25 protein-coding genes are annotated in these 23,974 nt (G+C 70.0%); 20 read left to right on the forward strand and 5 right to left on the reverse strand.

Going from position 1 to position 23,974, the window contains the following annotated elements; all coding sequences use genetic code 11:
• Positions 1-2 precede the first annotated feature (2 nt).
• The 5 genes from proC to ACFXMV_RS18920 all read left to right on the forward strand — a co-directional run bounded on the left by proC (position 3) and on the right by ACFXMV_RS18920 (position 3,842).
• Positions 3-818: a pyrroline-5-carboxylate reductase gene (gene proC / locus ACFXMV_RS18900; protein ID WP_378498578.1), complete on the forward strand. Its 816-nt coding sequence runs from the start codon at positions 3-5 to the stop codon at positions 816-818.
• A 125-nt stretch (positions 819-943) separates the two neighbouring features.
• Positions 944-1,177, forward strand: a complete 234-nt coding sequence (locus ACFXMV_RS18905) for a helix-turn-helix domain-containing protein (protein ID WP_027500762.1) — start codon at positions 944-946, stop codon at positions 1,175-1,177.
• A 242-nt stretch (positions 1,178-1,419) separates the two neighbouring features.
• Positions 1,420-1,521, forward strand: coding sequence for a 30S ribosomal protein bS22 (locus ACFXMV_RS18910; RefSeq protein WP_003402602.1), 102 nt, complete (start codon positions 1,420-1,422; stop codon positions 1,519-1,521).
• Positions 1,522-1,758: 237 nt separating this feature from the next.
• Positions 1,759-2,829, forward strand: coding sequence for an NAD-dependent epimerase/dehydratase family protein (locus ACFXMV_RS18915; protein WP_378498577.1), 1,071 nt, complete (start codon positions 1,759-1,761; stop codon positions 2,827-2,829).
• Positions 2,826-3,842, forward strand: coding sequence for a lysophospholipid acyltransferase family protein (locus ACFXMV_RS18920; protein WP_378498576.1), 1,017 nt, complete (start codon positions 2,826-2,828; stop codon positions 3,840-3,842). Before ACFXMV_RS18915 ends, ACFXMV_RS18920 begins: the two co-directional genes overlap by 4 nt.
• A 53-nt stretch (positions 3,843-3,895) precedes the next feature.
• Here ACFXMV_RS18920 and ACFXMV_RS18925 read toward each other — a convergent pair whose 3' ends face one another.
• On the reverse strand, positions 3,896-4,894 hold the full coding sequence (locus ACFXMV_RS18925) for an HAD family hydrolase (protein WP_378502252.1): 999 nt from the start codon (positions 4,892-4,894) through the stop codon (positions 3,896-3,898).
• Positions 4,895-5,042: 148 nt separating this feature from the next.
• On the opposite strand from ACFXMV_RS18925, the gene ACFXMV_RS18930 reads away from it, so the two are divergent.
• The 13 genes from ACFXMV_RS18930 to ACFXMV_RS18990 all read left to right on the forward strand — a co-directional run bounded on the left by ACFXMV_RS18930 (position 5,043) and on the right by ACFXMV_RS18990 (position 15,972).
• The gene (locus tag ACFXMV_RS18930; RefSeq protein ID WP_378502251.1) at positions 5,043-5,303 is read left to right on the forward strand and encodes a glutaredoxin family protein; all 261 of its coding nucleotides are present in this window, start codon (positions 5,043-5,045) and stop codon (positions 5,301-5,303) included.
• A gap of 168 nt (positions 5,304-5,471) precedes the next feature.
• A complete protein-coding gene (locus ACFXMV_RS18935) occupies positions 5,472-6,308 on the forward strand; it encodes a redox-sensing transcriptional repressor Rex (protein WP_378503456.1) in 837 nt (278 codons plus the stop codon).
• A complete protein-coding gene (locus ACFXMV_RS18940; RefSeq protein WP_378501429.1) occupies positions 6,305-7,702 on the forward strand; it encodes a glutamyl-tRNA reductase in 1,398 nt (465 codons plus the stop codon). The genes ACFXMV_RS18935 and ACFXMV_RS18940 overlap by 4 nt, the downstream gene beginning before the upstream one ends.
• Positions 7,699-8,715 carry a hydroxymethylbilane synthase gene (gene hemC / locus ACFXMV_RS18945; protein ID WP_378501430.1) on the forward strand — a complete coding sequence of 339 codons (1,017 nt, stop codon included), beginning with the start codon at positions 7,699-7,701 and terminating at the stop codon, positions 8,713-8,715. Before ACFXMV_RS18940 ends, hemC begins: the two co-directional genes overlap by 4 nt.
• A 105-nt stretch (positions 8,716-8,820) precedes the next feature.
• Positions 8,821-10,392: a uroporphyrinogen-III synthase gene (locus ACFXMV_RS18950; RefSeq protein WP_378501431.1), complete on the forward strand. Its 1,572-nt coding sequence runs from the start codon at positions 8,821-8,823 to the stop codon at positions 10,390-10,392.
• Between the two features lie 78 nt (positions 10,393-10,470).
• The gene (gene hemB, locus ACFXMV_RS18955; protein ID WP_378501862.1) at positions 10,471-11,445 is read left to right on the forward strand and encodes a porphobilinogen synthase; all 975 of its coding nucleotides are present in this window, start codon (positions 10,471-10,473) and stop codon (positions 11,443-11,445) included.
• Between the two features lie 16 nt (positions 11,446-11,461).
• Positions 11,462-12,013 carry a hypothetical protein gene (locus tag ACFXMV_RS18960; protein ID WP_378501861.1) on the forward strand — a complete coding sequence of 184 codons (552 nt, stop codon included), beginning with the start codon at positions 11,462-11,464 and terminating at the stop codon, positions 12,011-12,013.
• A 5-nt stretch (positions 12,014-12,018) separates the two neighbouring features.
• Positions 12,019-12,450, forward strand: coding sequence for a hypothetical protein (locus tag ACFXMV_RS18965; RefSeq protein WP_378501860.1), 432 nt, complete (start codon positions 12,019-12,021; stop codon positions 12,448-12,450).
• On the forward strand, positions 12,443-12,964 hold the full coding sequence (locus ACFXMV_RS18970) for a hypothetical protein (RefSeq protein ID WP_378501859.1): 522 nt from the start codon (positions 12,443-12,445) through the stop codon (positions 12,962-12,964). The genes ACFXMV_RS18965 and ACFXMV_RS18970 overlap by 8 nt, the downstream gene beginning before the upstream one ends.
• Positions 12,961-13,206, forward strand: coding sequence for a hypothetical protein (locus ACFXMV_RS18975; protein ID WP_378501858.1), 246 nt, complete (start codon positions 12,961-12,963; stop codon positions 13,204-13,206). The genes ACFXMV_RS18970 and ACFXMV_RS18975 overlap by 4 nt, the downstream gene beginning before the upstream one ends.
• Positions 13,207-13,263: 57 nt before the next feature.
• A complete protein-coding gene (locus tag ACFXMV_RS18980; protein WP_378501857.1) occupies positions 13,264-13,545 on the forward strand; it encodes a metal-sensitive transcriptional regulator in 282 nt (93 codons plus the stop codon).
• Positions 13,546-13,558: 13 nt separating this feature from the next.
• Complete coding sequence (locus ACFXMV_RS18985) at positions 13,559-13,762, forward strand: heavy-metal-associated domain-containing protein (protein ID WP_378501856.1); 204 nt, start codon at positions 13,559-13,561, stop codon at positions 13,760-13,762.
• Complete coding sequence (locus tag ACFXMV_RS18990; protein ID WP_378503457.1) at positions 13,759-15,972, forward strand: heavy metal translocating P-type ATPase; 2,214 nt, start codon at positions 13,759-13,761, stop codon at positions 15,970-15,972. Before ACFXMV_RS18985 ends, ACFXMV_RS18990 begins: the two co-directional genes overlap by 4 nt.
• A gap of 3 nt (positions 15,973-15,975) precedes the next feature.
• Here the strand turns inward: ACFXMV_RS18990 and ACFXMV_RS18995 are convergent, their stop codons facing one another.
• The gene (locus tag ACFXMV_RS18995) at positions 15,976-16,800 is read right to left on the reverse strand and encodes a serine/threonine-protein kinase (protein ID WP_378503458.1); all 825 of its coding nucleotides are present in this window, start codon (positions 16,798-16,800) and stop codon (positions 15,976-15,978) included.
• A 72-nt stretch (positions 16,801-16,872) separates the two neighbouring features.
• On the opposite strand from ACFXMV_RS18995, the gene ACFXMV_RS19000 reads away from it, so the two are divergent.
• Positions 16,873-19,008 carry a cation:proton antiporter gene (locus ACFXMV_RS19000; RefSeq protein ID WP_378503459.1) on the forward strand — a complete coding sequence of 712 codons (2,136 nt, stop codon included), beginning with the start codon at positions 16,873-16,875 and terminating at the stop codon, positions 19,006-19,008.
• Positions 19,009-19,026: 18 nt separating this feature from the next.
• Here ACFXMV_RS19000 and ACFXMV_RS19005 read toward each other — a convergent pair whose 3' ends face one another.
• From ACFXMV_RS19005 to ACFXMV_RS19015, 3 genes are read right to left on the reverse strand one after another with little or no spacing between them, the layout of a single operon-like run.
• Positions 19,027-20,250 (reverse strand): FHA domain-containing protein, encoded by a 1,224-nt coding sequence (locus tag ACFXMV_RS19005; RefSeq protein ID WP_378503460.1) that lies wholly within the window; start codon positions 20,248-20,250, stop codon positions 19,027-19,029.
• Positions 20,247-20,690: a hypothetical protein gene (locus ACFXMV_RS19010; RefSeq protein WP_378501816.1), complete on the reverse strand. Its 444-nt coding sequence runs from the start codon at positions 20,688-20,690 to the stop codon at positions 20,247-20,249. The genes ACFXMV_RS19005 and ACFXMV_RS19010 overlap by 4 nt, the downstream gene beginning before the upstream one ends.
• Positions 20,691-20,697: 7 nt before the next feature.
• A complete protein-coding gene (locus ACFXMV_RS19015; RefSeq protein WP_378503461.1) occupies positions 20,698-22,251 on the reverse strand; it encodes a hypothetical protein in 1,554 nt (517 codons plus the stop codon).
• Between the two features lie 232 nt (positions 22,252-22,483).
• Here ACFXMV_RS19015 and ACFXMV_RS19020 point away from each other — a divergent pair, with 232 nt between their 5' ends.
• On the forward strand, positions 22,484-23,974 hold the full coding sequence (locus ACFXMV_RS19020; RefSeq protein WP_378500234.1) for a flavin-containing monooxygenase: 1,491 nt from the start codon (positions 22,484-22,486) through the stop codon (positions 23,972-23,974).

A 23,974-nucleotide genomic window follows, 5' to 3' on the forward strand; every position in this document is an offset into this window, starting at 1 on the left:
CCATGACGAGAATTGCAGTGATCGGTGGCGGCAGGATCGGCGAGGCGCTGATCGCGGGTCTGCTCCAGTCGGGTCGGGCGCCGAAGGATCTGGTCGTCGCCGAGTCCTCGGCCGCGCGGGCGGATGAATTGACGGGGCTGTTCGGGATCAGGGCGACCACGATCGCGGATGCCGCCGAGGGTGCCGATGTCGTGGTGATCGCGGTCAAGCCGGACGACGTCGACGCCGTGATGGTCGAGCTGACATCGATCGACCTGGACGGGGACCGCGAGCAGCTGGTTGTCACGCTGGCGGCCGGTCTCCCGACCTCTCGCTACGAGGCCAAGCTGCCCGCAGGATTCCCGGTGGTGCGCGTGATGTCCAACACGCCGATGCTGGTGGGCGAGGGGGCCAGCGCGATCGCGGGCGGGCGGTACGCGAAGGCGGAGCACCTCGCGCTGGTCACCGACATCCTCGCGTCCGTGGGCAAGGTCGTCGCGGTCAAGGAGTCGCAGATGGATGCGGTCACCGCGGTGTCAGGGTCCGGGCCCGCCTACTTCTTCCTGATCGCGGAGGCGATGGTCGACGCGGGTGTCGGGATCGGCCTGACCCGGGCGACCGCGACCGAACTGGTCGTGCAGACGATGCTGGGTTCGGCGGCCATGCTCGACCGGTCCGGCGAGTCCGCGGCGGACCTGCGGGCCGCCGTGACGTCGCCGGGCGGCACCACCGCCGCGGCCCTGCGCGAGCTCGAGCGGGGTGGGGTCCGGACCGCGTTCTACGAAGCGCTGGTGGCGGCGAAGAGCCGATCCGCCGTGCTCGGCGGTGGTCCCGAATAGATATTGGTCCTCCACACCCGTCGCTGTAACCCCATCTGTCCCGCTAAGCTGATTGCAGCACGTGCGTGTCTGTTCCGCCGGAGGGGAAGCCGGCGGCGCGAGACGTGCCGGAGGTAAGTGGATTAATGGTGTCTACAAGTAAGTCGAAGGGCTCAAACCCGGACGGTCAACCCATGGTCGGCGGCACGCAGTTTCTCACCGTCGCCGAGGTGGCGACGCTGATGCGGGTCTCCAAGATGACGGTGTACCGGTTGGTGCACAACGGCGAGCTGCCCGCGGTGCGGGTGGGCCGGTCATTTCGAGTGCATGCGAAGGCGGTGCACGACTACCTGGAAACCTCGTATTTCGACGCGGGCTGACGAGCTCGACGCCGGGCTGACCGGTCCGGACGTTCCCCTCGGATGCTGCATCCGGGGGAGAACGGAAGCTCGGTTTCTGCGGAGCGAGGCCGCACCGGTACGATGATGACTTGTCGTGCCAGCCAGCCGGTGTCATCAGGCGCTGGGTTAGCAGATACGAGGCCGAGCGCCAGATTCGTAACGCACGCGTACGTAACCGGCGTGCGCAGGAACGCTAGAGAAGAACGTGAGGGACACCCGCCATGGGTTCAGTGATCAAGAAGCGACGCAAGCGCATGTCGAAGAAGAAGCACCGCAAGCTGCTTCGTAGGACGCGAGTGCAGCGTAGGAAGCTCGGTAAGTAAATCGCCGAGTTCGCAGGTGTGGGACTCAGGTCCCCGACGATGCCCGTCACCGAAAGGTGGCGGGCATCGCTGCGTTCGGGCCAAGACTGGGCGAATGTCCAGGATTTCGGACGGGCGAACTTCGTTATAGGGCAATACGAAATACCTGGTAGCCGCGTGTTTCGGGCGCATTAAGATGCCGTGCGGTCTGCGCTCGGTGTGACTACGCTCGCAGGGGACGAGCAGACAGGGGTACGTGTGGAGGTCAGCGAACGCGGAGTGCAGCCGCCGGGTGTCGTACTGGTGACCGGCGCCAGCCGATTCCTCGGGGGATACCTGGTTGCGCGGCTCGCGCAGAATCCGAACATCGAGCGGGTCATCGCCGTCGACGCAGTGTCACCGAGCAAGGACATGCTTCGACGGATGGGGCGCGCGGAGTTCGTCCGGGCCGACATCCGGAACCCGCTCATCGGCAAGGTGATCCGCAACACCAGGGTCGACACCGTCGTGCACGCCTCCGCGATCCCCAAGGCCCCGAAGTCCGGCAGCAGGGCCGCGATGAAGGACATGAATGTCCTCGGCGCCATGCAGCTGTTCGCGGTGTGCCAGAAGTCTCCCGACGTGCGCAAGGTGGTGGTGCGCTCGTCGGGTGCGGTGTACGGCGGCAGCGCACGGGACCCGGCGAAGTTCACCGAGGAGATGAGTGCCCGCACGCCGCCGCGCGGCGCATACGCGCGCGACATCATCGAGGTCGAGGGATACGCGCGCAGCCTCGGGCGCAGGCGGCCGGAGATCGCCGTCTCGATGCTGCGGATGGCGCCGCTGATCGGCCCGAGGATGAGCGGTCCCGTGTCGCGATACCTGAATTCGCCGGTGGTGCCGACGGTCCTCGGCCGGGATGCCCGGATGCAGCTGCTGCACGAGGAGGACGCGCTGTCCGCGCTGGAGCTCGCCACCGTCTCCGGGCCCGCGGGCACCTTCAACGTCGCGGCCGACGGCGTCGTGATGCTCTCGCAGGCGGTCAGGCGGGCCGGTGGCATCGCGGTGCCGGTGCCCTCGCAGATGTTCCGGACCATCGGCCGGGCGCTGATGGGGCCTTCGATGCGCGACTTCACCAAGGAACAGCTCGACTACTTCCAGTTCGGGTGTGGGTTCGACACCAGGCGCATGCGAGCGGAACTGCGCTTCGAGCCTCGCTGGACGACGATGCAGGGACTGGACGATCTGATCAACGGGGCCGGGATCAGCCCCGTGATCAGCGAGGACTGGCTGAGGTCGGTCGAATCACGGGTACAGCGGTTGGTCGGAGTCGGGGGAGAACGGCGATGAGTGATGTGGCAAAGGTGATCCCGTTGCACGACGCGGCCGCGCGGCGGGTTCGGTCGGCCACTGCCGGGCAGCAGACCACCGAACCGCTGCCAGCCCCGCGGCAGCTGTTCGACGCGCCGCAGCCGGTGACGTCGACGTCGCTGCCGGGGGTGGTGCTCGACTCGGCCCGGGATCTCGTCGCCGACCCGGTCGTCGCGATCGCGGAGTTCATTCGGCGCAGGCTCACCGGCGACTATCAGGTCGACGAGTTCGGCTTCGACCCGCACTTCACCGAGAACGTCTGGCTGCCGATCCTCCGGCCGCTGTTCGACAGCTGGTTCCGCGTGGAGGTGCGTGGAATCGAGAACGTGCCAGCCGAGGGTGGGGCACTGGTCGTCGCGAACCACGCCGGGGTGATCCCCATCGACGGGCTGATGACCTCGGTGGCGATGTTCGACCATCATCCGGCGCATCGCCCGCTGCGGATGCTCGCCGCCGACCTCGCGTTCGACATGCCGGTGGTCGGCAACATCGCGCGCAAGGCGGGGCACACCCTCGCCTGCAACCCGGATGCCGAGCGTCTGCTGCGGACCGGCGAGGTGGCGGCGGTCTTTCCCGAGGGCTTCAAGGGGATCGGCAAGCCGTTCAGCGAGCGGTACAAGCTGCAGCGCTTCGGTCGTGGCGGGTTCGTCAGCGCGGCGTTGCGCACCGGCGCCCCGATCGTGCCGTGCTCGATCGTCGGCTCGGAGGAGATCTACCCGAAGATCGGCGACCTCAAGTCGCTGGCGCGGCTGCTCGGGATGCCGTACTTCCCGGTGACGCCGTTCTTCCCGCACCTGGGTCCGCTGGGGCTGATCCCGTTGCCGTCGAAGTGGTACATCGAGTTCGGCGAGCCGATCCCCACCGACTCCTACGACGCGGTGTGCGCGGAGGATCCGATGGTGCTCTTCGAGCTGACCGACCACGTTCGGGAGACCATTCAGCAGACCCTGTACCGGCTGCTCGCCAAGCGCCGCAACATCTTTCTGGGCTGACGCCTCGTGCGCGTGTTGCACCCCGACCGGGGTACAACACGCGCACGGTTGCGTCAGTGCTTGCGGCGGCTGATCACGGCGGCAAGCGCGCCGCCCACCGCGCCGATCACCAGGGCGGTCGGCACCCCGATCCGGGCTGCCTTGCGTCCGGTCCGGTAGTCCCGGATCTCCCAGCCGCGGTTTTTGGCCAGCTCCTTCAGATCGGTGTCCGGGTTGATGGCCACGGCGGTGCCGACGAGCGAGAGCATCGGCACGTCGTTGTGGCTGTCCGAGTACGCCGTGCAGCGCTTGAGGTTCAGGCCCTCGCGCACCGCCAGCGTCCGGACCGCGTGCGCCTTGCCCGCGCCGTGCAGGATGTCGCCGACCAGTCGGCCGGTGAACTTGCCGTCCTCGCTCTCGACCACGGTCCCCAGCGCGCCGGTCAGCCCGAGCCGCTTCGCGATGACCTGGGCCAGCTCCACCGGGGTCGCGGTGACCAGCCACACCTGCTGGCCGGCATCGAGATGCATCTGGGCCAGCGCCCTGGTGCCCGGCCAGATCTTGTCGGCGATCAGCTGGTCGTAGATCTCCTCGCCGAGTCGGCTGAACTCCGCTGTCTCGCGGCCCGCGATGAAGGTGAGGGCCTTCTCCTTGCCGCTGGCGACGTCGTCGCTGTTCTCCTTGCCGGTCACCCGGAACTTGAGCTGCTTCCAGCCGAAGCGGGCCATGTCGCCGTAGGAGATGTATTTGCGGGCGGCGAGGCCACGGGCGAAGTGGATGATCGAGGCGCCCTGGACCATGGTGTTGTCCACGTCGAAGAAGGCCGCGGCGGTCAGGTCGAGCGGTACGCCGCCCTCGGCCTCGCCACCGCCGTGTTCGGCACCCGCCTCGGCCTCGCTCGTGGCCGCCTCGTGCAGCGCGATGGCGGCATCGGCGCTGGCCTCGCCCGCGAGGCTGGCGCGAAGCTGGGCATCGCTCGGCCCCAAGGGGTTTCTGCCGCGTCGGCGGGGACGCCTGGCATCGAGCCATCCGGCGCCCACTCCCGAGCCGGTCGGACCAGATCGACCAGGCACTCATACCTCCCGTGTTCGTCCAACTTCGGCCCACCCTATCCCCAGCACCGAGGGCGCACCGGGTGGATCGCCGCCCGCCCGCCCGCTGTGACTTGTGTCTCCGCGGGCGGGCGGCGGAAGGCGCAGGTGGCGGTGGCACAGTGGACCCATGACCGCCGCCGCGCACACCATCACCCTGCTGACCCGGGCCGGCTGCGGCTCCTGTGACGTAGCCCGCACACAGCTGTCGACGCTGTGTGAGGAATTCGGCCTCGAACTCGAATCGGTCGACGTCGACTCGGCTGCGGCAACCGATCCGGAGCTGCGTGCCGAGTACGGCGACCGGCTGCCCGTCGTGCTGCTCGACGGCCGTGAGCACAGTTACTGGGAGGTCGACGAGCCTAGGCTGCGGTCGGATTTGACAATCTGAGGCCGACCTGACAGCCCCGGCAACCGGACCCCGCGCAGGTCGCAGCGGGTGAATCCGGAATCCGGCGACTTTGTGCATGGGTTCACAAGCAGTTACCGTGGTGTGAACAGTCCCCCCGGATCAGCGTGAGAACCGGCCATGTGCATGGCCGGACGAGGAGCCACCAACGTGACCGAACAGCACCAGCCGCATGGGTTCTCCGCCCGTGGCGTCGCAGGGGCTGAGAACACGTCCAGTTCCGGGACCGACGGCACAGCCCGTTCCGGGACCGACACGACCGTGCGCGACCTGCCGCAGGCCACCGTGACCCGGCTCGCCACCTACCTGCGCGTGCTCGGGGTGATGGCAGACGACGGCACCCTGATCGTCTCCAGCGAGGAACTCGCGACCGCGGCAGGCGTCGGCTCCGCGAAGCTCCGCAAGGACCTCTCGTTCCTCGGCCCCAACGGGGTCCGCGGCGTCGGATACGACGTCACCAAGCTGCGCGCCCGAATCGAGGCCGCCCTCGGACTCGACCGCGGCCACCAGGTGGTCCTGGTCGGAGTCGGCAGCCTGGGGCAGGCGCTCGCCAGGTACGGCGGGTTCGGCCGTCGCGGATTCACGATGGTTGGGCTGTTCGACCGCAATCCCGACCGGATCGGCAGTACCGCCGACGCGCTGACCGTTCGCGACGTCGCCGAGCTCGAGGCCGCCTGCCGCGAGCTCGACGCCACCATCGGGGTCATCGCGACGCCGGACGAATCAGCCCAGGAGGTGTGCGACCTGCTGGTGAAGGCCGGTGTGCGCTGCATCCTGAGTTTCGCGGCCTCGCCGCTCGACGTTCCGAAACACGTCGAGATCCGCCGAGTGGATCTCGCCGTGGAGATGCAGGTGCTGTCCTTCCACAGCGCCCGCAACGCCGAATCCGAGCCGGCTGCGGCCTCGGCGGCGGTTGGGCTCAGCTCGGCAAACTCGGCTTCGACAGGCTCGGATTCGACAACGAATGGATCGGTGATGGCACCGTGAGTGTTCTCCTGGTCGGGATCTCGCATCGCAGCGCTCCCGTCTCCGTCCTCGAGCGGGTCGCCATCGGCGACACGGATCGGCCGAAGCTGATCGACAAGATGGTCGCCTCCGATCACATCTCCGAGGTCATGATCGTCTCCACCTGCAACCGGGTGGAGATCTACGCGGTCGTCGACGCCTTCCACGGCGCGCTCGCCGACGTCGGGGAGTTGCTCGCCGCGCATTCCGGCCTCGACCTCGCGGACCTCACCAAGCACGCGTACGTGCGGTACAGCGAGGCGGCCGCCGAGCACCTGTTCGCGGTCGCCAGCGGACTCGACTCGATGGTGGTCGGCGAGCAGCAGATCATCGGCCAGATCCGAACCGCCTATGCCACCTCCGACAACCAGCAGGCCGTGGGCAGGGTGCTGCACGAGCTGGCCCAGCAGGCGTTGCGGGTCGGCAAGCGGGTGCACTCCGAGACCGGCATCGACCGGGCGGGCGCCTCGGTGGTGTCGGTCGCGCTCGAGCGTGCCGCTGGCCTGCTCGGCGACGGCCTCGCCGGGCGCACCGCGATGGTGGTGGGCGCCGGGTCGATGGGCGGGCTGTCCGTCGCGCACCTGACCAGGGCCGGGATCGGCCGCATCATCGTCGCCAACCGCACCCTCGAGCGGGCCGAGCACCTGGCCGAGACCGTGCGGTCCTCCGGGGTGGACGCCGACACCGTCGCGCTGGGCGAGCTCTCCGCCGCCCTCGCCGAGGTGGACGTGATGGTCACCTGTACCGGCGCGGTCGGTGCCGTGGTGACCCTCGCGGACGCGCACTTGGCGTTGGCGAAGCGGGACTCCGCGCAGCGTCCGCTGGTGATCTGCGACCTCGGCCTGCCCCGCGACGTCGAGGCCGCGGTGGCCGGGCTGCCAGGGGTGAGCCTGCTCGACATGGCCGCGCTGCAGCGCGATCCGGCGGCCGGTGCCGCAGCCGCCGACGCCGACGCCGCCCGCGAGATCGTCGCCGGCGAACTCGCCACCTACCTGGCCGGGCAGCGCCTCGCCGAGGTCACCCCGACCGTGACGGCGCTGCGCCAGCGCGCCGCCGACGTGGTCGAGGCCGAGCTGCTGCGGCTGGACTCGCGCCTGCCCGGGCTCGAGGATCCGCAGCGCGACGAGGTGGCCCGCACCGTGCGCCGTGTGGTCGACAAGTTGCTGCACGCGCCGACCGTGCGGGTCAAGCAGTTGGCCAGCACACCCGGCGGCGACTCGTACGCGGCCGCGCTGCGCGAGCTGTTCGAGCTGACCCCCGGGTCAGCCGAGGCCGTCGCGACACCGATGGAGATCCGGGCCGTTGAGCTCGCGGACGACTTCACCGCAGGCCACGAGGCCGAGGTGATGGACGCATGGAAGGGGATGCAGTCATGAGTGCAACCGCCGCATCCACCCAGGACACGACCGCGGGGCGGGCCACGGCGGCCACCCTGCGCATCGGCACGAGGGGCAGCCTGCTGGCGACCACCCAGGCCGGCACCGTGCGGGACGCGCTGATCGCCGCGGGACACCCGGCGGAGCTGGTGATCGTCAAGACGGCGGGTGACCAGTTCTCCGGCCCGGTCGAGAAGATCGGCGTCGGCGTGTTCACCGCCGCGCTGCGCGAGGAGCTGGCCGCGGGGCACGTGGACATCGCCGTGCACTCGTTCAAGGACCTGCCCACCGCTCCCGACGACCGCGTCGTCATCGCGGCCGTGCCGGGACGCGAGGATCCGCGCGACGCCCTGGTGGCGCGCGACGGGTTGGTGCTCGGTGAGCTGCCCGCGGGCTCGAAGATCGGGACCTCCGCGCCGCGGCGCATCGCCCAGCTGCGGGTACTCGGCCTCGGCCTGGACATCGAGCCGCTGCGCGGAAATCTCGACACCAGGATCGGCAAGGTCGCGAACGGCGAGCTCGACGCGGTGGTGGTCGCGAGGGCCGGGCTCTCGCGGATCGGCCGGCTCGACGTGATCACCGAGTCGCTGGAGCCGGTGCAGATGCTGCCCGCCCCGGCGCAGGGCGCGCTGGCGGTCGAATGCCGCGCGGGCGATGCCGCGCTGGTCGCGATCCTCGCCGAACTGGACGACGCGGGTGCGCGGGCCGCCGTCACGGCGGAGCGCGCGCTGCTGGCCGAGCTCGAGGCCGGCTGCACCGCCCCGGTCGGCGCGATCGCGGAGATCGTGGAGTCCATCGACGACGACGGCCGGGTGTTCGACGAGCTGTCGGTCCGCGGCTGCGCGGCGGCGCTCGACGGCTCCGACTCGATCAGGGCCTCGATAGTGGGGCCGCCCGACCGCGCCGAGGAGCTCGGCCGCGAGGTGGCCCGCGAGCTGCTGGACCTGGGCGCCCGCGCCCTGATGGGCACCGCGCCCGAACGCGAGATGGAGGGTGGCCCAACCGATGAGTGAGCCATTGCCGTCGGCGCGCTCCTCGAAACCGCGCGCCCTTCCCCCGCTTTTCTGTAGCGCCGCCCCTGACACTGCTCGACACATGAACGCACTGGAGAACAACCGATGAGCCGAGTCCGCAAGAACACCCCCGGACGGATCCTGTTCGTGGGCTCCGGCCCAGGAGACCCGGCGCTGCTCACCGTCCGCGCGCGGGACGTCCTCGCCGCCGCCACCCTGGCGTTCACCGACCCCGACGTCGACAAGGGCGTCACGGCGCTGGTCGGCACCGGGCTGCTCGGTAAGGGTGAGGAGCTCGATCCCGAGAACCCGCTGTTCGAGGTGCGCCCCGCGCTCGGCGAGCCGGCCGAGGTCGCCAAGACCCTCGTCGCCGAGGCCAAGAACGGGCACGACGTGGTCCGCCTGGTCTCCGGCGATCCGCTCACGACCGATTCGGTGATCGCCGAGGTCACCGCCGTCGCGCGGACCCAGGTCCAGTTCGAGATCCTGCCCGGTCTGCCCGCGGGCTCCGCGGTCCCGAGCTACGCGGGCATGCCGCTCGGCTCCGGCCACACCGAGGTCGACGTGCGCGGCGAGGTCGACTGGGCCGCGCTGGCCGCGGCGCCGGGACCGCTGGTGCTGCACGCGACCTCCGGCCACCTCGCGGAGACCGCGAGCGAACTGGTCGAGCACGGACTGGCGCCGCAGACCCCGGCCGCGATCACCGTCCGCGGCACCACCTGCCAGCAGCGCACCGTCGAGGCCACCCTGGCCACGCTGAACGAGGCGGGTTCGGAACTCGTCGGTTCGCTGATCGTCACCGTCGGCAAGGTGGTCAGCCAGCGCAGCAAGATGTCCTGGTGGGAGTCGCGGGCCCTGTATGGCTGGACCGTCCTGGTGCCGCGCACCAAGGAGCAGGCCAGCGAGATGAGCGATCGTCTCGTCACCCACGGCGCCATCCCCATCGAGGTGCCGACCATCGCCGTCGAGCCGCCGCGCAGCCCGGCGCAGATGGAGCGCTCGGTCAAGGGTCTGGTCGACGGCCGCTACCAGTGGGTGGTCTTCACCTCCACCAACGCGGTGCGCGCGGTGTGGGAGAAGTTCGAGGAGTTCGGGCTCGACGCCCGCGCGTTCTCCGGCGTGAAGATCGCCTGCGTCGGCGAGGCCACCGCGGACAAGGTGCGTTCGTTCGGCATCAACCCCGAGCTGGTGCCGTCCGGCGAGCAGTCCAGCGAGGGCCTGCTGGCCGAGTTCGCGCCGTACGACGACGTGTTCGATCCGGTCAACCGGGTGCTGCTGCCCCGCGCCGACATCGCCACCGAGACCCTGGCCGAGGGTCTGCGTCAGCGCGGCTGGGAGATCGACGACGTCACGGCCTACCGCACCGTCCGGGCGGCGCCGCCGCCGGCCGAGACCCGCGAGATGATCAAGACCGGCGGGTTCGATGCGGTCTGCTTCACCTCGTCCTCGACGGTCCGCAACCTGGTCGGCATCGCGGGCAAGCCGCACGCCCGCACCCTGGTGGCGTGCATCGGGCCGAAGACCGCGGAGACCGCGATCGAGTTCGGCCTGCGGGTCGACGTGCAGCCCGAGTCGGCACAGGTCGGCCCGCTGGTGGAGGCGCTCGCCGAGCATGCCGCCCGCCTGCGCGCCGAGGGTGCGCTGCCGCCCCCGCGTAAGAAGTCCCGCAGGCGCTAGGCGCTGACGCGCCCGTGCGCGGTTAGCGGGTCCACAGACCCGTCAACCGCGCACAGGCCGACCGAAGGGAGGCCTCCCATCTTTCCCGCCGAACGTCCCCGTCGCCTGCGCGCCACCCCGGCGCTGCGTCGACTCGTCGCCGAGACCTCGCTGGAGCCACGGCATCTGGTGCTGCCGATGTTCGTCGCGGACGGCATCGACGAGCCGCGCGAGATCAGTTCGATGCCAGGCGTCTTCCAGCACACCCTCGACTCCCTGACCCGCGCCGCCACCGAGGCGGTCGAGGCTGGCGTCGGCGGGCTGATGCTCTTCGGCGTCCCCAGGACCGAGGACAAGGACGCCAACGGTTCCGGTGCGACCGATCCCGACGGCATCCTGAACCGGGCCCTGCGCGTGCTCCGCGCCGAGCTCGGCGACTCCACCGTGATCATGGCCGACACCTGCCTCGACGAGTTCACCGATCACGGCCACTGCGGGGTGCTCACCGCGGACGGCCGGGTCGACAACGACGCGACGCTGACCCGCTACGTGGACATGGCGGTCGCGCAGGCCGAGTCCGGGGCGCACCTGCTCGGACCGAGCGGCATGATGGACGGCCAGATCGCCGCGATCCGTGAGGGGCTCGACGACGCCGGACATCAGGACGCGGGCATCCTGGCCTACTCCGCCAAGTACGCCTCCGCGTTCTACGGACCCTTCCGTGAGGCCGTCGGGTCGTCGCTCTCCGGGGACCGCCGCACCTATCAGCAGGACGCCGCGAACCGGCGCGAGTCGCTGCGCGAGGTCGATCTGGACCTGGACGAGGGTGCGGACCTGGTGATGGTGAAGCCGGCCATGTCATACCTCGATGTGCTGCGGGAGGTCGCCGACATGTCGACGGTTCCCGTTGCGGCCTACCAGATCTCGGGGGAGTACTCGATGATCACCGCCGCCGCGCAGAACGGGTGGATCGACCGTGACGCCGCAGTGCTCGAGTCGCTGCTCAGCATCCGGCGCGCGGGTGCCGACATCGTGCTGACCTATTGGGCTGCCGAGTTCGCAGCCCGGTTGTGACAGATACGGTGGTGGCATGACCGCCCCCTGGCCGCCAGCGCCCCCGACCGGCCCCGTCGCGCAGGACGCGCGGCCGACGCCGCCCGTCGACGTGGGCACCGCCTTCCAGTTGCTGTGTGGGGTCGCCGCGCTGGGTGTGGTGAACCTGCTCGCCACCCTCGCGATGGTGGCCGCCGACCGGAAGACCTTCGCCGACCAGTTGATCAAGGACGTGCACGCCCAGGATCCGTCGGTGGAGATCAGTGCCTCGGCGGCCGAGGGCCTGCTGCTGGTGGGGCTGGGCGTCACCGCGCTGCTCGGGCTCGCGCTGACGGCCGTGTATCTGCTGTTCGTGTTCAAGATGCGCAGCGGCCGGAACTGGGCCCGAATGCTGGTGACGATGATCGGCGTGGCGATGGTCTTCTTCGCCATCCCGGCGCTGTTCGGGCTCAGCGCGGGCGGCGGCGTGGCCGGGATGGTGGCGGGCGGGGCCGGGATCCTGCAGGCCGTGCTGTCCGTCGGCGCGGTGGTCTTGATGCACCGAAGCGAATCGAACCGGTATTTCCTGCCCGGGATGAAGGCGCAGTAGCCGTCGTGGGTGACGCGCAGGCCCGTCCGCGCCCGGTCGACGTCGCGTACTGGCTGTGGCTGGCAGGCGCCGCGCTGCTGGTGCTCTTCGGGCTGCTGGCCCTGACCTCTCCCGGCTCCGCGATTCGTGAGCAACTGCTCGAGCGCGGTGCGAGTGCAGGCAGCGTCGACGGGTTCATCGTGCTGCTGCGGGGGTCCGGCGCGGTCTCCCTGCTCGCCGGCCTCGGCCTCGGCCTGATGGCGGGGCCGACCAGGGCAGGGGATCCCCGCTTTCGGCGGGCTGTCGTCGCGCTGTCGGTGGTTTTCGCCGTCCTGCAGCTCGGGCTGATGGCGACCGGGCTGGGCCAGGCGCCGGTGCTGGTGGTCTCGGTGCTGGCGCTGGTGGCGAGCGCGCTGGTCTACCGGAAGTCGGCGACGGCGTGGTTTGCCGGTGAGTGAGGTCGGGCCGTCACGTGCGGCGGAGCCGTCCGGTGTGGGCGAGCGGATCCTGTTCGAGGAGCCGGGTGGCCGCTGGCGACTGGTCGCGCTCGGTCCGGCGCTGTGCCTGGTCGTGCTGGTCGCGGAGGTGATCATCGGTTCGGGCGTGCACTGGCTCGGGCTGGCGCTGGCCTCCGTGCTGCTCGCGGGGCTGGTCTCCCTGCAGGTGACGGCGGCGCGCAGGCACGCGAGCGTGCGGCTCACCCCGACCGTGCTGCGCAACGGCGCCGAGACGCTCGCGGTGGCAGAGATCGCCGAGGTGCTGCCCGAGGCGGATCCGTTCGCAATGGATCTGGAGCCGTGGGAGAGCGCGCCTGCGCTCGGGGAGTTGTCCGGGGTGCCGCGTCGTCGGACCCCGATCGGACTGCGACTGCGCGACGGGTCGATGGTGCGCGCGTGGGCCCGGGACGGCGACGGCCTGCGGATCGAACTCGAGCGGATCGCGGTGGACGAGGCGAAGGACGGTGAGCGGTGAGCGAACGGATGATGCGGATCGTGGAGCTTGCTCTGGCGGTGCTCGCGGTCGGGGCGGCGGTCTGGTGCTGGAACCGGGGAGTGCAGACCTCGGACTTCGGGCCTGCCATGGAGGGCGCCCCGGAGTTCACCGGCACGCACTACTCCGGCACCTGGATCGGCGCCGCGACCCTGCTGGTGATCGTGGCCGGGTTGTTGGTGATCGATGCGGTCCGGAGACGGGTACGCGGCGGTCCGCAGTGACCGGGCGAACAGCTGCCCTACCTGGCGGATAGTACCCATGGGGGGTATGGTAGGAGCATGAACGGTTACTCCCCGGAGAAGGACGATCTCCTCAAGCGACTGCGTCGGATCGAGGGCCAGGTCGCGGGCATCTCCCGCATGGTCGACGACGACCGGTACTGCATCGACATCCTGACCCAGGTGTCGGCGGCGACGAAGGCGCTGCAGTCGGTCTCGATCAAGCTGCTCGACGAGCACCTCGCGCATTGCGTGGTCGAGGCCGCCAAGAAGGGCGGCCCTGAGGCCGATGCCAAGGTCAAAGAGGCCTCGGACGCGATCGCCCGGCTCGTCCGGTCGTAGGAGGGCAGCGCCGATGCAGAACACGTACACCGTCACGGGCATGACCTGCCAGCATTGCGTCGCCTCGGTCACCGAGGAGGTCGGCGCCATCCCCGGCGTCACCGAGGTGCTGGTGGACCTGGCCAGTGGGGCGGTCAGCGTCACGAGTGAGACCGAGCTCGACCCGAAGGCCGTCGCGGAGGCGGTCGAAGAGGCGGGCTACGAGCTGGTGCCATGACCACCGCCGCGGGCCGCGGCGCCCCTGGCGCCGTCGCAGACCACGAGCTCGACCTCGATCTCGGCGGGATGACCTGTGCGTCCTGCGCGAACCGGATCGAGCGCAAGCTGGCGAAGATCGACGGCGTCGCGGCGACGGTGAACTTCGCCACCGAGCGGGCCCACGTGCGGTACCCGGCTGGGGTGGACCCGGTCGACCTGGTGTCCGCGGTCGAGTCCGCGGGCTACACGGCGACGGTGTCGAGGGCGGCGGAGACCGCCGAGCCGTCGCGGCCGGAGGCGGACGCCGCGCCCGATGGGCTCGGCCGTCGGCTGGTGGTCTCCGCCGTCGCCGCCGTCCCGGTGGTCGCGCTGTCGATGATCCCGGCGTTGCAGTTCGACTACTGGCAGTGGTTCGCCCTCGCGCTGACCACCCTGGTGGTGTTCTGGGGCGGCTACCCGTTCCACCGGGCTGCGCTGATCAACGCCAGGCACGGCAGCTCGACGATGGACACCCTCGTCTCGCTCGGCACCCTCGCCGCCTACTGGTGGTCGTTGTGGGCGTTGGTGTTCGGCACCGCGGGGCACATCGGGATGACCCACGAGTTCACGCTGCGGCTGGGCGCACACGACCCGTCGGGGCAGATCTACCTGGAGGTCTCCGCCGCGGTGACCGTCTTCCTGCTCGCGGGCCGGTACGCGGAATCGCGGGCCAAGCGACGGGCAGGCGCCGCGCTGCGGGCGCTGATCGAGGTCGGGGCCAAGGACGTCGCGGTGCTGCGCGGCGAGGGCGAACGGCGAATCCCGGTGGGCCAGTTGAGTGTCGGCGACCGATTCGTGGTGCGGCCGGGGGAGAAGGTGGCCACCGACGGGCGCGTGCTGGAGGGCGCCGCTGCGGTGGACGCTTCGATGATCACCGGCGAGTCGGTGCCGATCGAGGTGGCCGCGGGCGACGCCGTCGTCGGCGGCACCGTGAACACCAACGGGCAGCTGGTGGTGCTCGCGGAGCGGGTCGGCGCGGACACCCAGCTGGCGCACATCGCCAAGCTCGTCACCGACGCGCAGAACGGCAAGGCCGCGGTGGCGCGGCTCGCGGACCGGGTGTCGTCGGTGTTCGTGCCGGTGGTGCTGGTGATCGCGGCGCTGACGCTGGCCGGGTGGCTGCTCGCCGGGCAGGCCGCGACGGAGGCCTTCACCGCCGCGGTCGCGGTGCTCATCGTGGCCTGCCCCTGCGCGCTCGGATTGGCCACGCCCACTGCGCTTCTGGTGGGCACCGGCCGGGGCGCCCAGCTCGGCATCCTGATCAAGGGGCCCGAGGTGCTCGAGCAGACCAAGCGGATCGACACCGTGGTGCTGGACAAGACCGGCACCGTCACCACCGGGCGGATGGCGCTCGACGAGGTGGTCCCGGCGCGCGGCGAGGACCCGGTTCGTGTCCTGGCACTGGCGGCCGCGGTGGAGCGCGCATCGGAGCATCCGGTGGCCAGGGCGATCGCGGCAGCGGGCGGTGCCGGGCTGTCGGTGACGGAGTTCGAGAACCGGCCAGGTGTCGGTGTCGTCGGGCTGGTCGACGGGGTCCGGGTCAGCGTCGGGCGGCCGGACGGGCCGATCCCCGCGGAGCTGCAGTCGGTGTTCGCGACCGGTCGCACCGCCGTCGCGGTGGCCTGGGACGGCGTGGTCCGCGGCGCCATCACCGTGGCCGATGCCGTCAAACCCACCAGCGCCGAGGCGGTCGCGCAGATCGTGGCGCTCGGCATGACCCCCGTGTTGCTGACCGGTGACCGTGCCGAGGTCGGTCGTGCCGTTGGGCAGAGCGTCGGGATCAGCCGGGTGATCGCGGAGGTGCTCCCGGAGGACAAGGTCGCACACGTGGCGAAATTGCAGCGCGATGGCGCCGTCGTCGCGATGGTCGGGGACGGGGTCAACGACGCGGCGGCGCTCGCGACCGCGGACGTCGGGCTGGCGATGGGAACGGGCACGGACGCCGCGATCGAGGCCGGTGACCTGACCCTGGTGCGCGGTGACCTGCGGTCGGTGCCGCAGGCGATCCGGCTCTCGCGGGCCACCCTCGGGACCATCAGGGCGAACCTGTTCTGGGCGTTCGCCTACAACGTGGCGGCGCTCCCGCTGGCCGCGTTCGGGCTGCTCAACCCGATGATCGCGGGCGCGGCGATGGCGTTGTCCTCGGTGTTCGTGGTGGGAAACAGTCTGCGGTTGCGCAGGTTTCGGTAGCCACTACCGGGACCGGATCGCGGCAATTCGATCGGCGACGGCCTCGGCGGTCGGCGGCCGTGACTCCGTCGGGGCCAGGCAGGACTGAACCAGCGCTGCTTCGGGGGCCTCGAGGGCAGGCGAAATCCGCGGCCGGCCGGACTGAACCGCGCGGATCGCGAGCATCGGCTGGTCGATCGGCAGTTCGCCGTACAGGCCCTCGCCGGTGAGGGCGCGGTTGATCGTCGCGCCGAGGGCCCAGATGTCGGTCGCCCGTGAGGGCGCGACACCGAACAGCATCGCGGGATCGATGTATTCGACGGAGGTGGCGGGCGCCATGCCGGTCAGGCGGGATCCTGCGTTCAGCACCCTGGCCAGGCCGAGGTCGGACAGTCTTCCGCCGTTGTCATCGACCATGATGTTGGCCGGTTTGATGTCGCCGTGCGTGCTACCGGCTTCGTGCAATGAGTGGACTGCGCGGGCGGCATCCTCGAGCGCGCGGAGGATCTCGCTGCGAGCCATCTGCCTGGCTGGGGACCCCAGCGATCCGAGCGGGAAGTACTCCATCGCGTACAGGAACGTGTCTGCCTCGAGGGCCGCGTCATAGATCCGGACGAAGAGAGGCGAATGTACCGCCGCGAACGCGCGCAGCTCGCGGACCCCGCGGCGATACGCATCCTCGCTGTACTGCCCCTCGAACACTTTCACGGCGACCAGGTCGGTCGAAAGCCCCAACCGCGCGGGCGCTTCGGCCAGATAGAAGCGACCGTGATTGCCCTCGCCGAGCAGCCTGACGATTCTGTAGTCGGCGATCGCGGCCGGGATACTCGAGCTCTGTTGGACGGGCATCGGCTTCTCCTGCGCTTCCTGCCGGTCGGCTGGGCCATGGAGTTGGCGGGTCGATCGTGGTGAACTTGGACGGTGGGGCACAGCGCCGCCGAGATCTTCGCGTTCGTCCTGTTGGACATCGCCGTGATCATTGTGGTGGCACGACTGTTCGGCCGGGCTGCGCGGGCACTTCGACAGCCCGCGGTTGTCGGTGAAATAGTTGCCGGCATCGCGCTCGGCCCGAGCCTGCTCGGAGCGCTTCCCGGCGATCTGGACGGTCAGCTCTTTCCCCCTGACGTCGTGCCCTACCTGAAGGTCCTCGCGCAGCTCGGTCTCGTTCTGTTCATGTTCATCGTCGGACTCGAGCTCGACGTCGCGCTCCTCCGGGGACGGGAACGGATCGCCGGCAGTATCTCGCTGGCCTCGATCGTCGTTCCGTTCGCGCTTGGCGCGGCCTCGACCCTGATTCTGCACCCGCTGCACGGCGAAGTCGACGGCGAGCAGGTGTCGCTGTTTGCGCTCATGCTGTTCATGGGTGTGGCGATGTCGATCACCGCCTTCCCGGTACTCGCACGGATCCTGGCCGACCGCGGGATGCACCGGACGACGGTCGGGGTCCTCGCCCTCGCCTCTGCGGCGGTCGACGACGTGCTGGCCTGGACGCTGCTTGCGTTCGTCGTGGCGGTGGTCAAGGGCGGAAGTCCGTTCGAGGTGGTCCGCATCGTTGCGCTCACCGTGGTGTTCGCGGCGATGATGTTCGGAATCGCCCGCCCGCTGTTGGTGCGGCTGCTCGGGTGGTACCGCAGGGCCGGACGGCTGACACCGGACATTCTGGCCGTCATCCTCGTCGGTGTTCTCTTGTCCGCATACGTCACCGAGCAGATCGGGATTCACGCGATCTTCGGTGCGTTCGTGTTCGGCGCCGTCCTCCCGCGCGAGAATGCGCAGGACCTGACCCGCGAGATTCTAGAGCGCCTCGAACAGGTCAGCGTGCTGTTGCTGCTGCCGATCTTCTTCGTCGTCACGGGATTCGGGGTGGACATCGCCGGTCTGACCGGATCGGGTTGGTGGCAGCTGCTGTTCATCCTGTCGATCGCGATCGGGGGCAAGTTCGTCGGCGCGTTCGGCGGGGCGCGCCTGCAGCGGATGCCTGTTCAGCAGAGCGCGGCCATCGCGGTGTTGATGAATACTCGCGGGCTCACCGAGCTGGTCATCCTGTCGATCGGCCGGGAGCTGGGGGTCCTCGACGGTGAACTGTTCACGATGATGGTGCTGATGGCCCTCATCACGACGGCGCTGACCGAGCCGCTGCTGCGGTTGGTGTACCCGGACAAGGCGATCGAGCGGGACATCGCCGCGGCCGCAAGGGCGAGCTTCGGGTCCGCGCGGACCTACCGCGTGCTGATCAATCTCGACGGCCCCCCTGGCCCCGAGGTCGACGGCATGCTGAGGTCGGCCGGGGTCGCGGCGGCGGGGCGGCAGCCGGCCGAGCTGCTGCTGTGCCGCTTCCTGCCCGCGGCGAACGAGGGCAGGACCGGCCTCGAGATCGGGACCGGCCTGCTGCTTCCCGACCTCACCGGCATGGCGCAGGCGGTCGAGGAGTTGGAGGCGTACGCGGCCACCGCGGACACCGAGGCGCGGATCAAGGCGATCTGCCGGTTCAGCTCGGATTCGGGGGCCGACTTGCGCAGGTTCGCCGAGGCGTCGTCGGCGGAAGTCGTTGTGGTCAGCGAGGAGTGGGCGAAGCGCCGGGGCGACGCCCTCCTCGCGTTCGACGCGGTGACGGTTCTCGTTGTGGCCGACCACCGCTACCCGGACGTCGCGGATTGGCGCCGCGCCGCGCAATCGACAATCGGCGCGACCGCGGCGCTGGCCTTGACGAGCGAGGGAAGGGTGCTGGTGTGCGCCGACGAATCGCCCGATGGCAGCCGTGCGGCGCTGATCGCCGCGCGCGCGGCCGCAGCCGCAGGGGCGCCGCTGACGGCAATCGCGGCTGACGGCGGCGGCCGGGTCCTGCGCAGACTCGCGAACGCGCTGGCGCCGCTCGGTTCCGTCGGCATCGAGGCGGCGGTCGTCTCCTCCGGGGAATCGGCCGCGTTCATCGGCCGTGCGACGGCGGAGGTGGTGGCGGCAGCCCGGGTTCTCGACCGCACCCGCGGATCCGCCGTCAACCTGAGGGAGGAGGTGTCCGCGCTCGTGAAGGCGTCGGTATCGAAGGGGCGTCGGTGAACGCCGACCGCCGGGGGTTCACAGCCTGCCGTGCGGGGAATCGAAGGTGGCCACTCGGTCGCCCAACCGCACCTCGGCTCCGGGGGTGAGCGTGACCGGGGTGTTCGGGGGCAGCCGGATCCAGTCCTGTTCGCCGGGCGCACGCAGGTGCGTGCCGTTCGTCGAATCCAGGTCGACGATCGTGACGTCCCAGTCCATCAACCGCACCGCCGCATGCGCCCGCGACATGCCCCCGGAGGAATCGTCGATCCTGATCGCGCGGAGACCCTCCGCCGCGAGCTCGGACTTCTCCGGGTCGCGGCCGAGCACGCAGTCCCCGTCGAGAACATAGGTCGTGCCGTCGTCGAGGACGAGGAACCCGAGGGGCGGCCGAACGCCCTCGGTGAGCACCTGGGTCATCTGATCCATCCGGATTCCGCACACGCAGCAGAAGGCGGCCCGCGGATCGTTCAGGTGCATGTTCTTGCAGTTGTGTCCGCGAACAGGTGTGGCCTCGAGTTCGGTGTCCCGGAGCAGGCCCGGGTCGTCGGATGGCGGGCTGCCCGGTATCGGTACAGGTAGCGAGGGTCTGGGCGGTGCCTGCTCGTCCGCCACGTCGATTCGGTCGGACACCAGGGGCGCCGCCAATTCGAGCGGGGCAGGGGGATCGGGCGCGGCCACGATCTGTTCGACGCCAGCGGTTTCGGATTCCGACGGGTCGGCAGGCTGCCTGCGGTCGCCGCGCGGCAGCCCCGACCAGATCACGACCCCCGCGCCCGGAACCACGCCCTCGGTCAGCGACCCGACGCCACGCGCGACCGGGAACTCGCACTCCGCATCGGCGGCATCGACGAACAGCGCCGCGGCCATGGCGGGCGCGTCGACCACCCGGTCCACCGTGAATCCCGCGTCGGTGCCGCAAAGCCGATCGGGCTCGCCGTCGGCGCCTGTCAGGACCGCGGTGACGTCTCCGTGCAGGAACACGGCGAGCCGCGCGCCTGACGGCGTGAGGACACCGAACTCGACGTCGTCGTCCTGCTCGATGATCCATCTGGTCGCGAGCCTGGCGAACAGCCGGCCGGGTTGGCCGGGTTCGGCCTCGACCGCTTGCCGGAGCAACCGCCGCAGACCCTCCACCGCCTTCGCGGCGGCCGAGTCCGCCGACGGCCGCGACGTACCCCTGTGCGCGACGATCGCGACCGCGCCCGCGGTGCTCACCACCAGGTGGGTTCCGGACAGCACTTCGACTTGACGGTCGCTCACAGGAATCGCCCCCCGGCGAACCGCCAGCGATGGAAGAGCACCCGCATCGGCCCGTTGACCACCAGCCAGAACACCAACCAGGTGACCACGAACTGGATCGAGAATGCCACCGGCGACGGTCGCAGGTCGTCGGGCACCACGAGGGTGGTGTGGCCCACCAGCAGCCACATCAGCGCGCCTTCGTTGACGATCGCCACCATCCCGAAAAGCGTAGGCCAGTCCTTCTCCCACCGGAACTGTTGCAGAAAGTGGTACAGCAGTTCCCACAGCACGCCGACGAGCACCACCCCGATCATCACGCTGAACGTCACCCGATAGCTGTCCGCCTGGCCGAGGGCGCCGGTCGGGAGAAACGGCGTGATCAGGAGGGCGACGACGAATCCGATCACCCCGAGGCCCAGGATGCGGGTCTGGATGCGCCCGTTCAATGTCGGCAGCATGGCCGTCTCAGATCTCTCGGTTCCGCACCCACGACCACCACTGCCGGGCGGACCGACCGGGACCCATTCGGCGGCAGAAGCCGTTCGCGGCAAGGTCGTCCGCGATCTCCTGGGCGGCGATCTGCAACCCCAGGAAGGTGTCGACCCCGGGGAAATACCCGCCGAGCGTGGCGCTGCCGGAGGCGTAGAGGCGGCCGGTGCCGCTGCGGGTGCCGATCAGCTCGAACGTTCGGTCCACGTCGAGTCTCCCGACCGGATTTCGTCCCGCGCCGGTGTGGGCGAGAAGGTCCGCGAGGAGGCGATGCTCCCTGATGTCCGCTTCGAGGCCGGTGCAGTCGATCACGTAGTCGACCCGGGCGTCGTACGGCTGCGTCGGCGGCGGGAACGGCAGCGGCGCGGTCGGATCGGGCACGATCGTCGTCACCACACCGTGGCCACCTGGCTCCGGCCGTAGGTTCTCGGCCGAGCCCGCCATCACCTGGTACCAGCCTTCCGCGCGCCCCCTGGCGAGCTGTTCCTGCCAGTTCTTCCGCACCGGTGTGTTGGTCCCGCCCATCTCCTCGTACGCGCGCTTGCGGGCATCGCCCTCCAGCCTGCGCATCCGAGCCTTGAGTTGGCCGCCCCACACCGACTTCGGATAGTTGAACCCCTGATACGCCCAGCCGTCTTTTCCCTTGCGGCGCATGAAGATGTTCGGTCCGTGCGGCTTGTCGACGTAGGTGCGGAAGAGGTGCAGGATCCGGGTCTGTAACCCGAGCCGGTCGCGATCGTCGATGAGCCGCTGCAGGACCCGCGAGGCGACGATGCCGCTCCCCCTGATCATCACGGTGGCGGGCTTCTTCTGTAACGCCTGGTAGACGTGCTCGTGCGGCTCGTATGGGTTGACCACCCGCGACGGGTCCCGATACTTCGACCGGTACTCCTGGAGGTCGTCCAGCATCTTCAGGCCCGGATACCCGACCGCCACGTGCACATACCTGCTGCGGAACGCGATCCGCTTGGTCGGGGTGGCCCCGGTGCGCGGTGTGAGGATGGTGAAGTAGCCGCCGTTGCCGCGTCGCCGGACCATTCGGACCTGACCGTTGCGGAGCGATCGGGCATAGCCGATCCGGTGGAACTCGCGCTCCATCGATTCGAACGCCTGGCCCGCGCGGGGGGTGTAGAAGTCGGCGAAGACGGGTTCGACGAACACCTGCCACAGCGGTTTGACGAAACCGCTGATGGTATTGGCGCTCAGCGCTTCTCGGATGGCGTAGGAGGGAAAGCCCCAGATGTTGTCCGGCGTCGACGCCGAATCCGACCGCAGCCGCTCGTGCCGGGGAATCTGGGACACCTTGGTGAGGTACTCGTAGCTGGACCACGGGACGTCCTGAGGCCCGAGGACGGCCATCGATTCCGCGGGCACGCCGTAGATCCGCAGGGTGTCGAACGTGACGAACGATCCGATGCCACTGCCGACCGTGACAAACGGGACCTCGACGACGGGTATGCCGGACTCGGCAACCATGTCGTCGGTCCAGACATCCGTGTCGATCAGACGTCGGGTGAGATCGCCCGTCATCTGCGGAGTTCTTCCGGCATCACGTTGGCATCCATGCCGCCCGATCACCGCCTCCGGACCTGGGGGATCTATAGCTCAATTAGACAGCAGCGCCCCGGCCGTCACCAGAGCGCGGCTCGGATCGGCGGACGGCCTGCGGCGCGACGGTTCCGGTAGCGGTTCGCACGGCCGATTTGCGCGAAGCCACATCGACTTGAACACTGTTCAAGTTGATGTGAGGGCAGGGAGATCGATGACGCAAGCAGGGACCGTCCGTGACGGGGTCCGCCATACCCGTGTCCTCGTGATCGGGGCGGGTTTCGCCGGCCTCGGGATGGCGATCGGTCTGACCCGAGCGGGCCACGACGACTTCATCGTGCTGGAGAAGGGCGAGGACGTCGGCGGAACCTGGCGGGAGAACACCTATCCCGGTTGCGAATGCGACGTGCCGTCCGCCCTGTACTCGTATTCCTTCGAGCAGCAGGCGTGGAGTGGCCTCCGCGCGTCGCAGCCCGAGATCCTCCGCTACCTGCGGCGGGTGAGCGCGAAGTATCGCGTCCGGGACAAGATCGAGTTCGGCGCGGAGGTCGAGCGCGGCCACTGGGACGACGTCGACGGCCGCTGGCATCTGTTCACCACCGGCGGCCACGAGTTCGTGGCCCAGTTCCTGGTGGTCGGAACCGGCGCGCTCCACCTGCCCAAGGTGCCGACGATTCCCGGGGCCGCCTCCTTTGAGGGTGCGGCGTTTCACTCGGCGCGGTGGGACCACGCCGTCGATCTCGCGGGCAAGCGGGTGGCGGTCATCGGAACCGGCGCCAGCGCGGTCCAACTGGTGCCCGAGCTCGCCGCGATGGCCCACTCCGTCCAGCTGTACCAGCGCACTCCGCCGTGGGTGCTGCCGCGCCGGGATTCCCTGCCGGGATGGCGGCAAGCCGCTCGGCTTCCCCCGGTGCGGCTGATCGCCAGGACCCTGACCTACTGGGCATTCGAGCTACGGGCCCTCGGCCTCAACGGGCGCACCGCGCTCACCCGGCGGCTCGAGCGAAGGGCGATGCGGCACCTGAGGCGGCAGATCCAGGACCCCGCCCTCCGCGAGGCCCTCACCCCGACCTATCGCATCGGTTGCAAGCGGATCCTGCGCTCCAATGAGTACTACCCCGTGCTGAACAGCCCGACGACCGAGGTGATCACCGAGCGGGTCGCCGAGATCGGACCGGATGTCATCGTCGCGGCCGACGGCACGCGACGGGAGGCGGACGTCATCGTCTATGCCACCGGCTTCCGGGTCGCGGGGTCGTTGGCCCGGCTGCCTCTGGTCGGACGCGACGGCGTCAGCCTGCAGGAGCGATGGCAGCGGGACGGGATCGCGGCCCACCTCGGGATCTCGGTGTCCGGCCTTCCCAACGCCTTCTTCCTGACCGGACCGAATACCGGACTCGGACACAACTCCGTCGTGTTCATGATCGAGGCCCAGGTGAGGTACGCGCTGAGGGCGATGGAGCTGGTGGACCGCGAGGCCGCGACCGCGCTGGAAGTCCGCCCGGACGTGCAGGACGCGTTTCGACGCGACCTGCACGCGCGGCTCGCAGGCGGGGTGTGGAGCACCGGCGGGTGCCGGAGCTGGTACGTGGACGCGCGCGGCGTCAACAACTCCGTCTGGCCCGGTTTCTCGTGGCAGTACTGGCTCCGGACGCGACGGGTGAACCGCGGCGACCACGAGGTGCTCACACACGCCGCGGGGTGA

The organism is Rhodococcus sp. NPDC059179, assembly GCF_042754885.1.
Taxonomy (GTDB): domain Bacteria; phylum Actinomycetota; class Actinomycetes; order Mycobacteriales; family Mycobacteriaceae; genus Rhodococcus_G.

What these genes read in the sequence shown, in the direction of transcription:
- proC (WP_378498578.1), top strand. Translation starts at nt 3, where the DNA reads ATGACGAGAATTGCAGTGATCGGTGGCGGCAGGATCGGCGAGGCGCTG.
- ACFXMV_RS18905 (WP_027500762.1), top strand. Translation starts at nt 944, where the DNA reads ATGGTGTCTACAAGTAAGTCGAAGGGCTCAAACCCGGACGGTCAACCC.
- ACFXMV_RS18910 (WP_003402602.1), top strand. Translation starts at nt 1,420, where the DNA reads ATGGGTTCAGTGATCAAGAAGCGACGCAAGCGCATGTCGAAGAAGAAG.
- ACFXMV_RS18920 (WP_378498576.1), top strand. Translation starts at nt 2,826, where the DNA reads ATGAGTGATGTGGCAAAGGTGATCCCGTTGCACGACGCGGCCGCGCGG.
- ACFXMV_RS18930 (WP_378502251.1), top strand. Translation starts at nt 5,043, where the DNA reads ATGACCGCCGCCGCGCACACCATCACCCTGCTGACCCGGGCCGGCTGC.
- hemC (WP_378501430.1), top strand. Translation starts at nt 7,699, where the DNA reads ATGAGTGCAACCGCCGCATCCACCCAGGACACGACCGCGGGGCGGGCC.
- ACFXMV_RS18950 (WP_378501431.1), top strand. Translation starts at nt 8,821, where the DNA reads ATGAGCCGAGTCCGCAAGAACACCCCCGGACGGATCCTGTTCGTGGGC.
- ACFXMV_RS18960 (WP_378501861.1), top strand. Translation starts at nt 11,462, where the DNA reads ATGACCGCCCCCTGGCCGCCAGCGCCCCCGACCGGCCCCGTCGCGCAG.
- ACFXMV_RS18980 (WP_378501857.1), top strand. Translation starts at nt 13,264, where the DNA reads ATGAACGGTTACTCCCCGGAGAAGGACGATCTCCTCAAGCGACTGCGT.
- ACFXMV_RS18985 (WP_378501856.1), top strand. Translation starts at nt 13,559, where the DNA reads ATGCAGAACACGTACACCGTCACGGGCATGACCTGCCAGCATTGCGTC.
- ACFXMV_RS18990 (WP_378503457.1), top strand. Translation starts at nt 13,759, where the DNA reads ATGACCACCGCCGCGGGCCGCGGCGCCCCTGGCGCCGTCGCAGACCAC.
- ACFXMV_RS18995 (WP_378503458.1), bottom strand. Translation starts at nt 16,800, where the DNA reads ATGCCCGTCCAACAGAGCTCGAGTATCCCGGCCGCGATCGCCGACTAC.
- ACFXMV_RS19010 (WP_378501816.1), bottom strand. Translation starts at nt 20,690, where the DNA reads ATGCTGCCGACATTGAACGGGCGCATCCAGACCCGCATCCTGGGCCTC.
- ACFXMV_RS19015 (WP_378503461.1), bottom strand. Translation starts at nt 22,251, where the DNA reads ATGACGGGCGATCTCACCCGACGTCTGATCGACACGGATGTCTGGACC.
- ACFXMV_RS19020 (WP_378500234.1), top strand. Translation starts at nt 22,484, where the DNA reads ATGACGCAAGCAGGGACCGTCCGTGACGGGGTCCGCCATACCCGTGTC.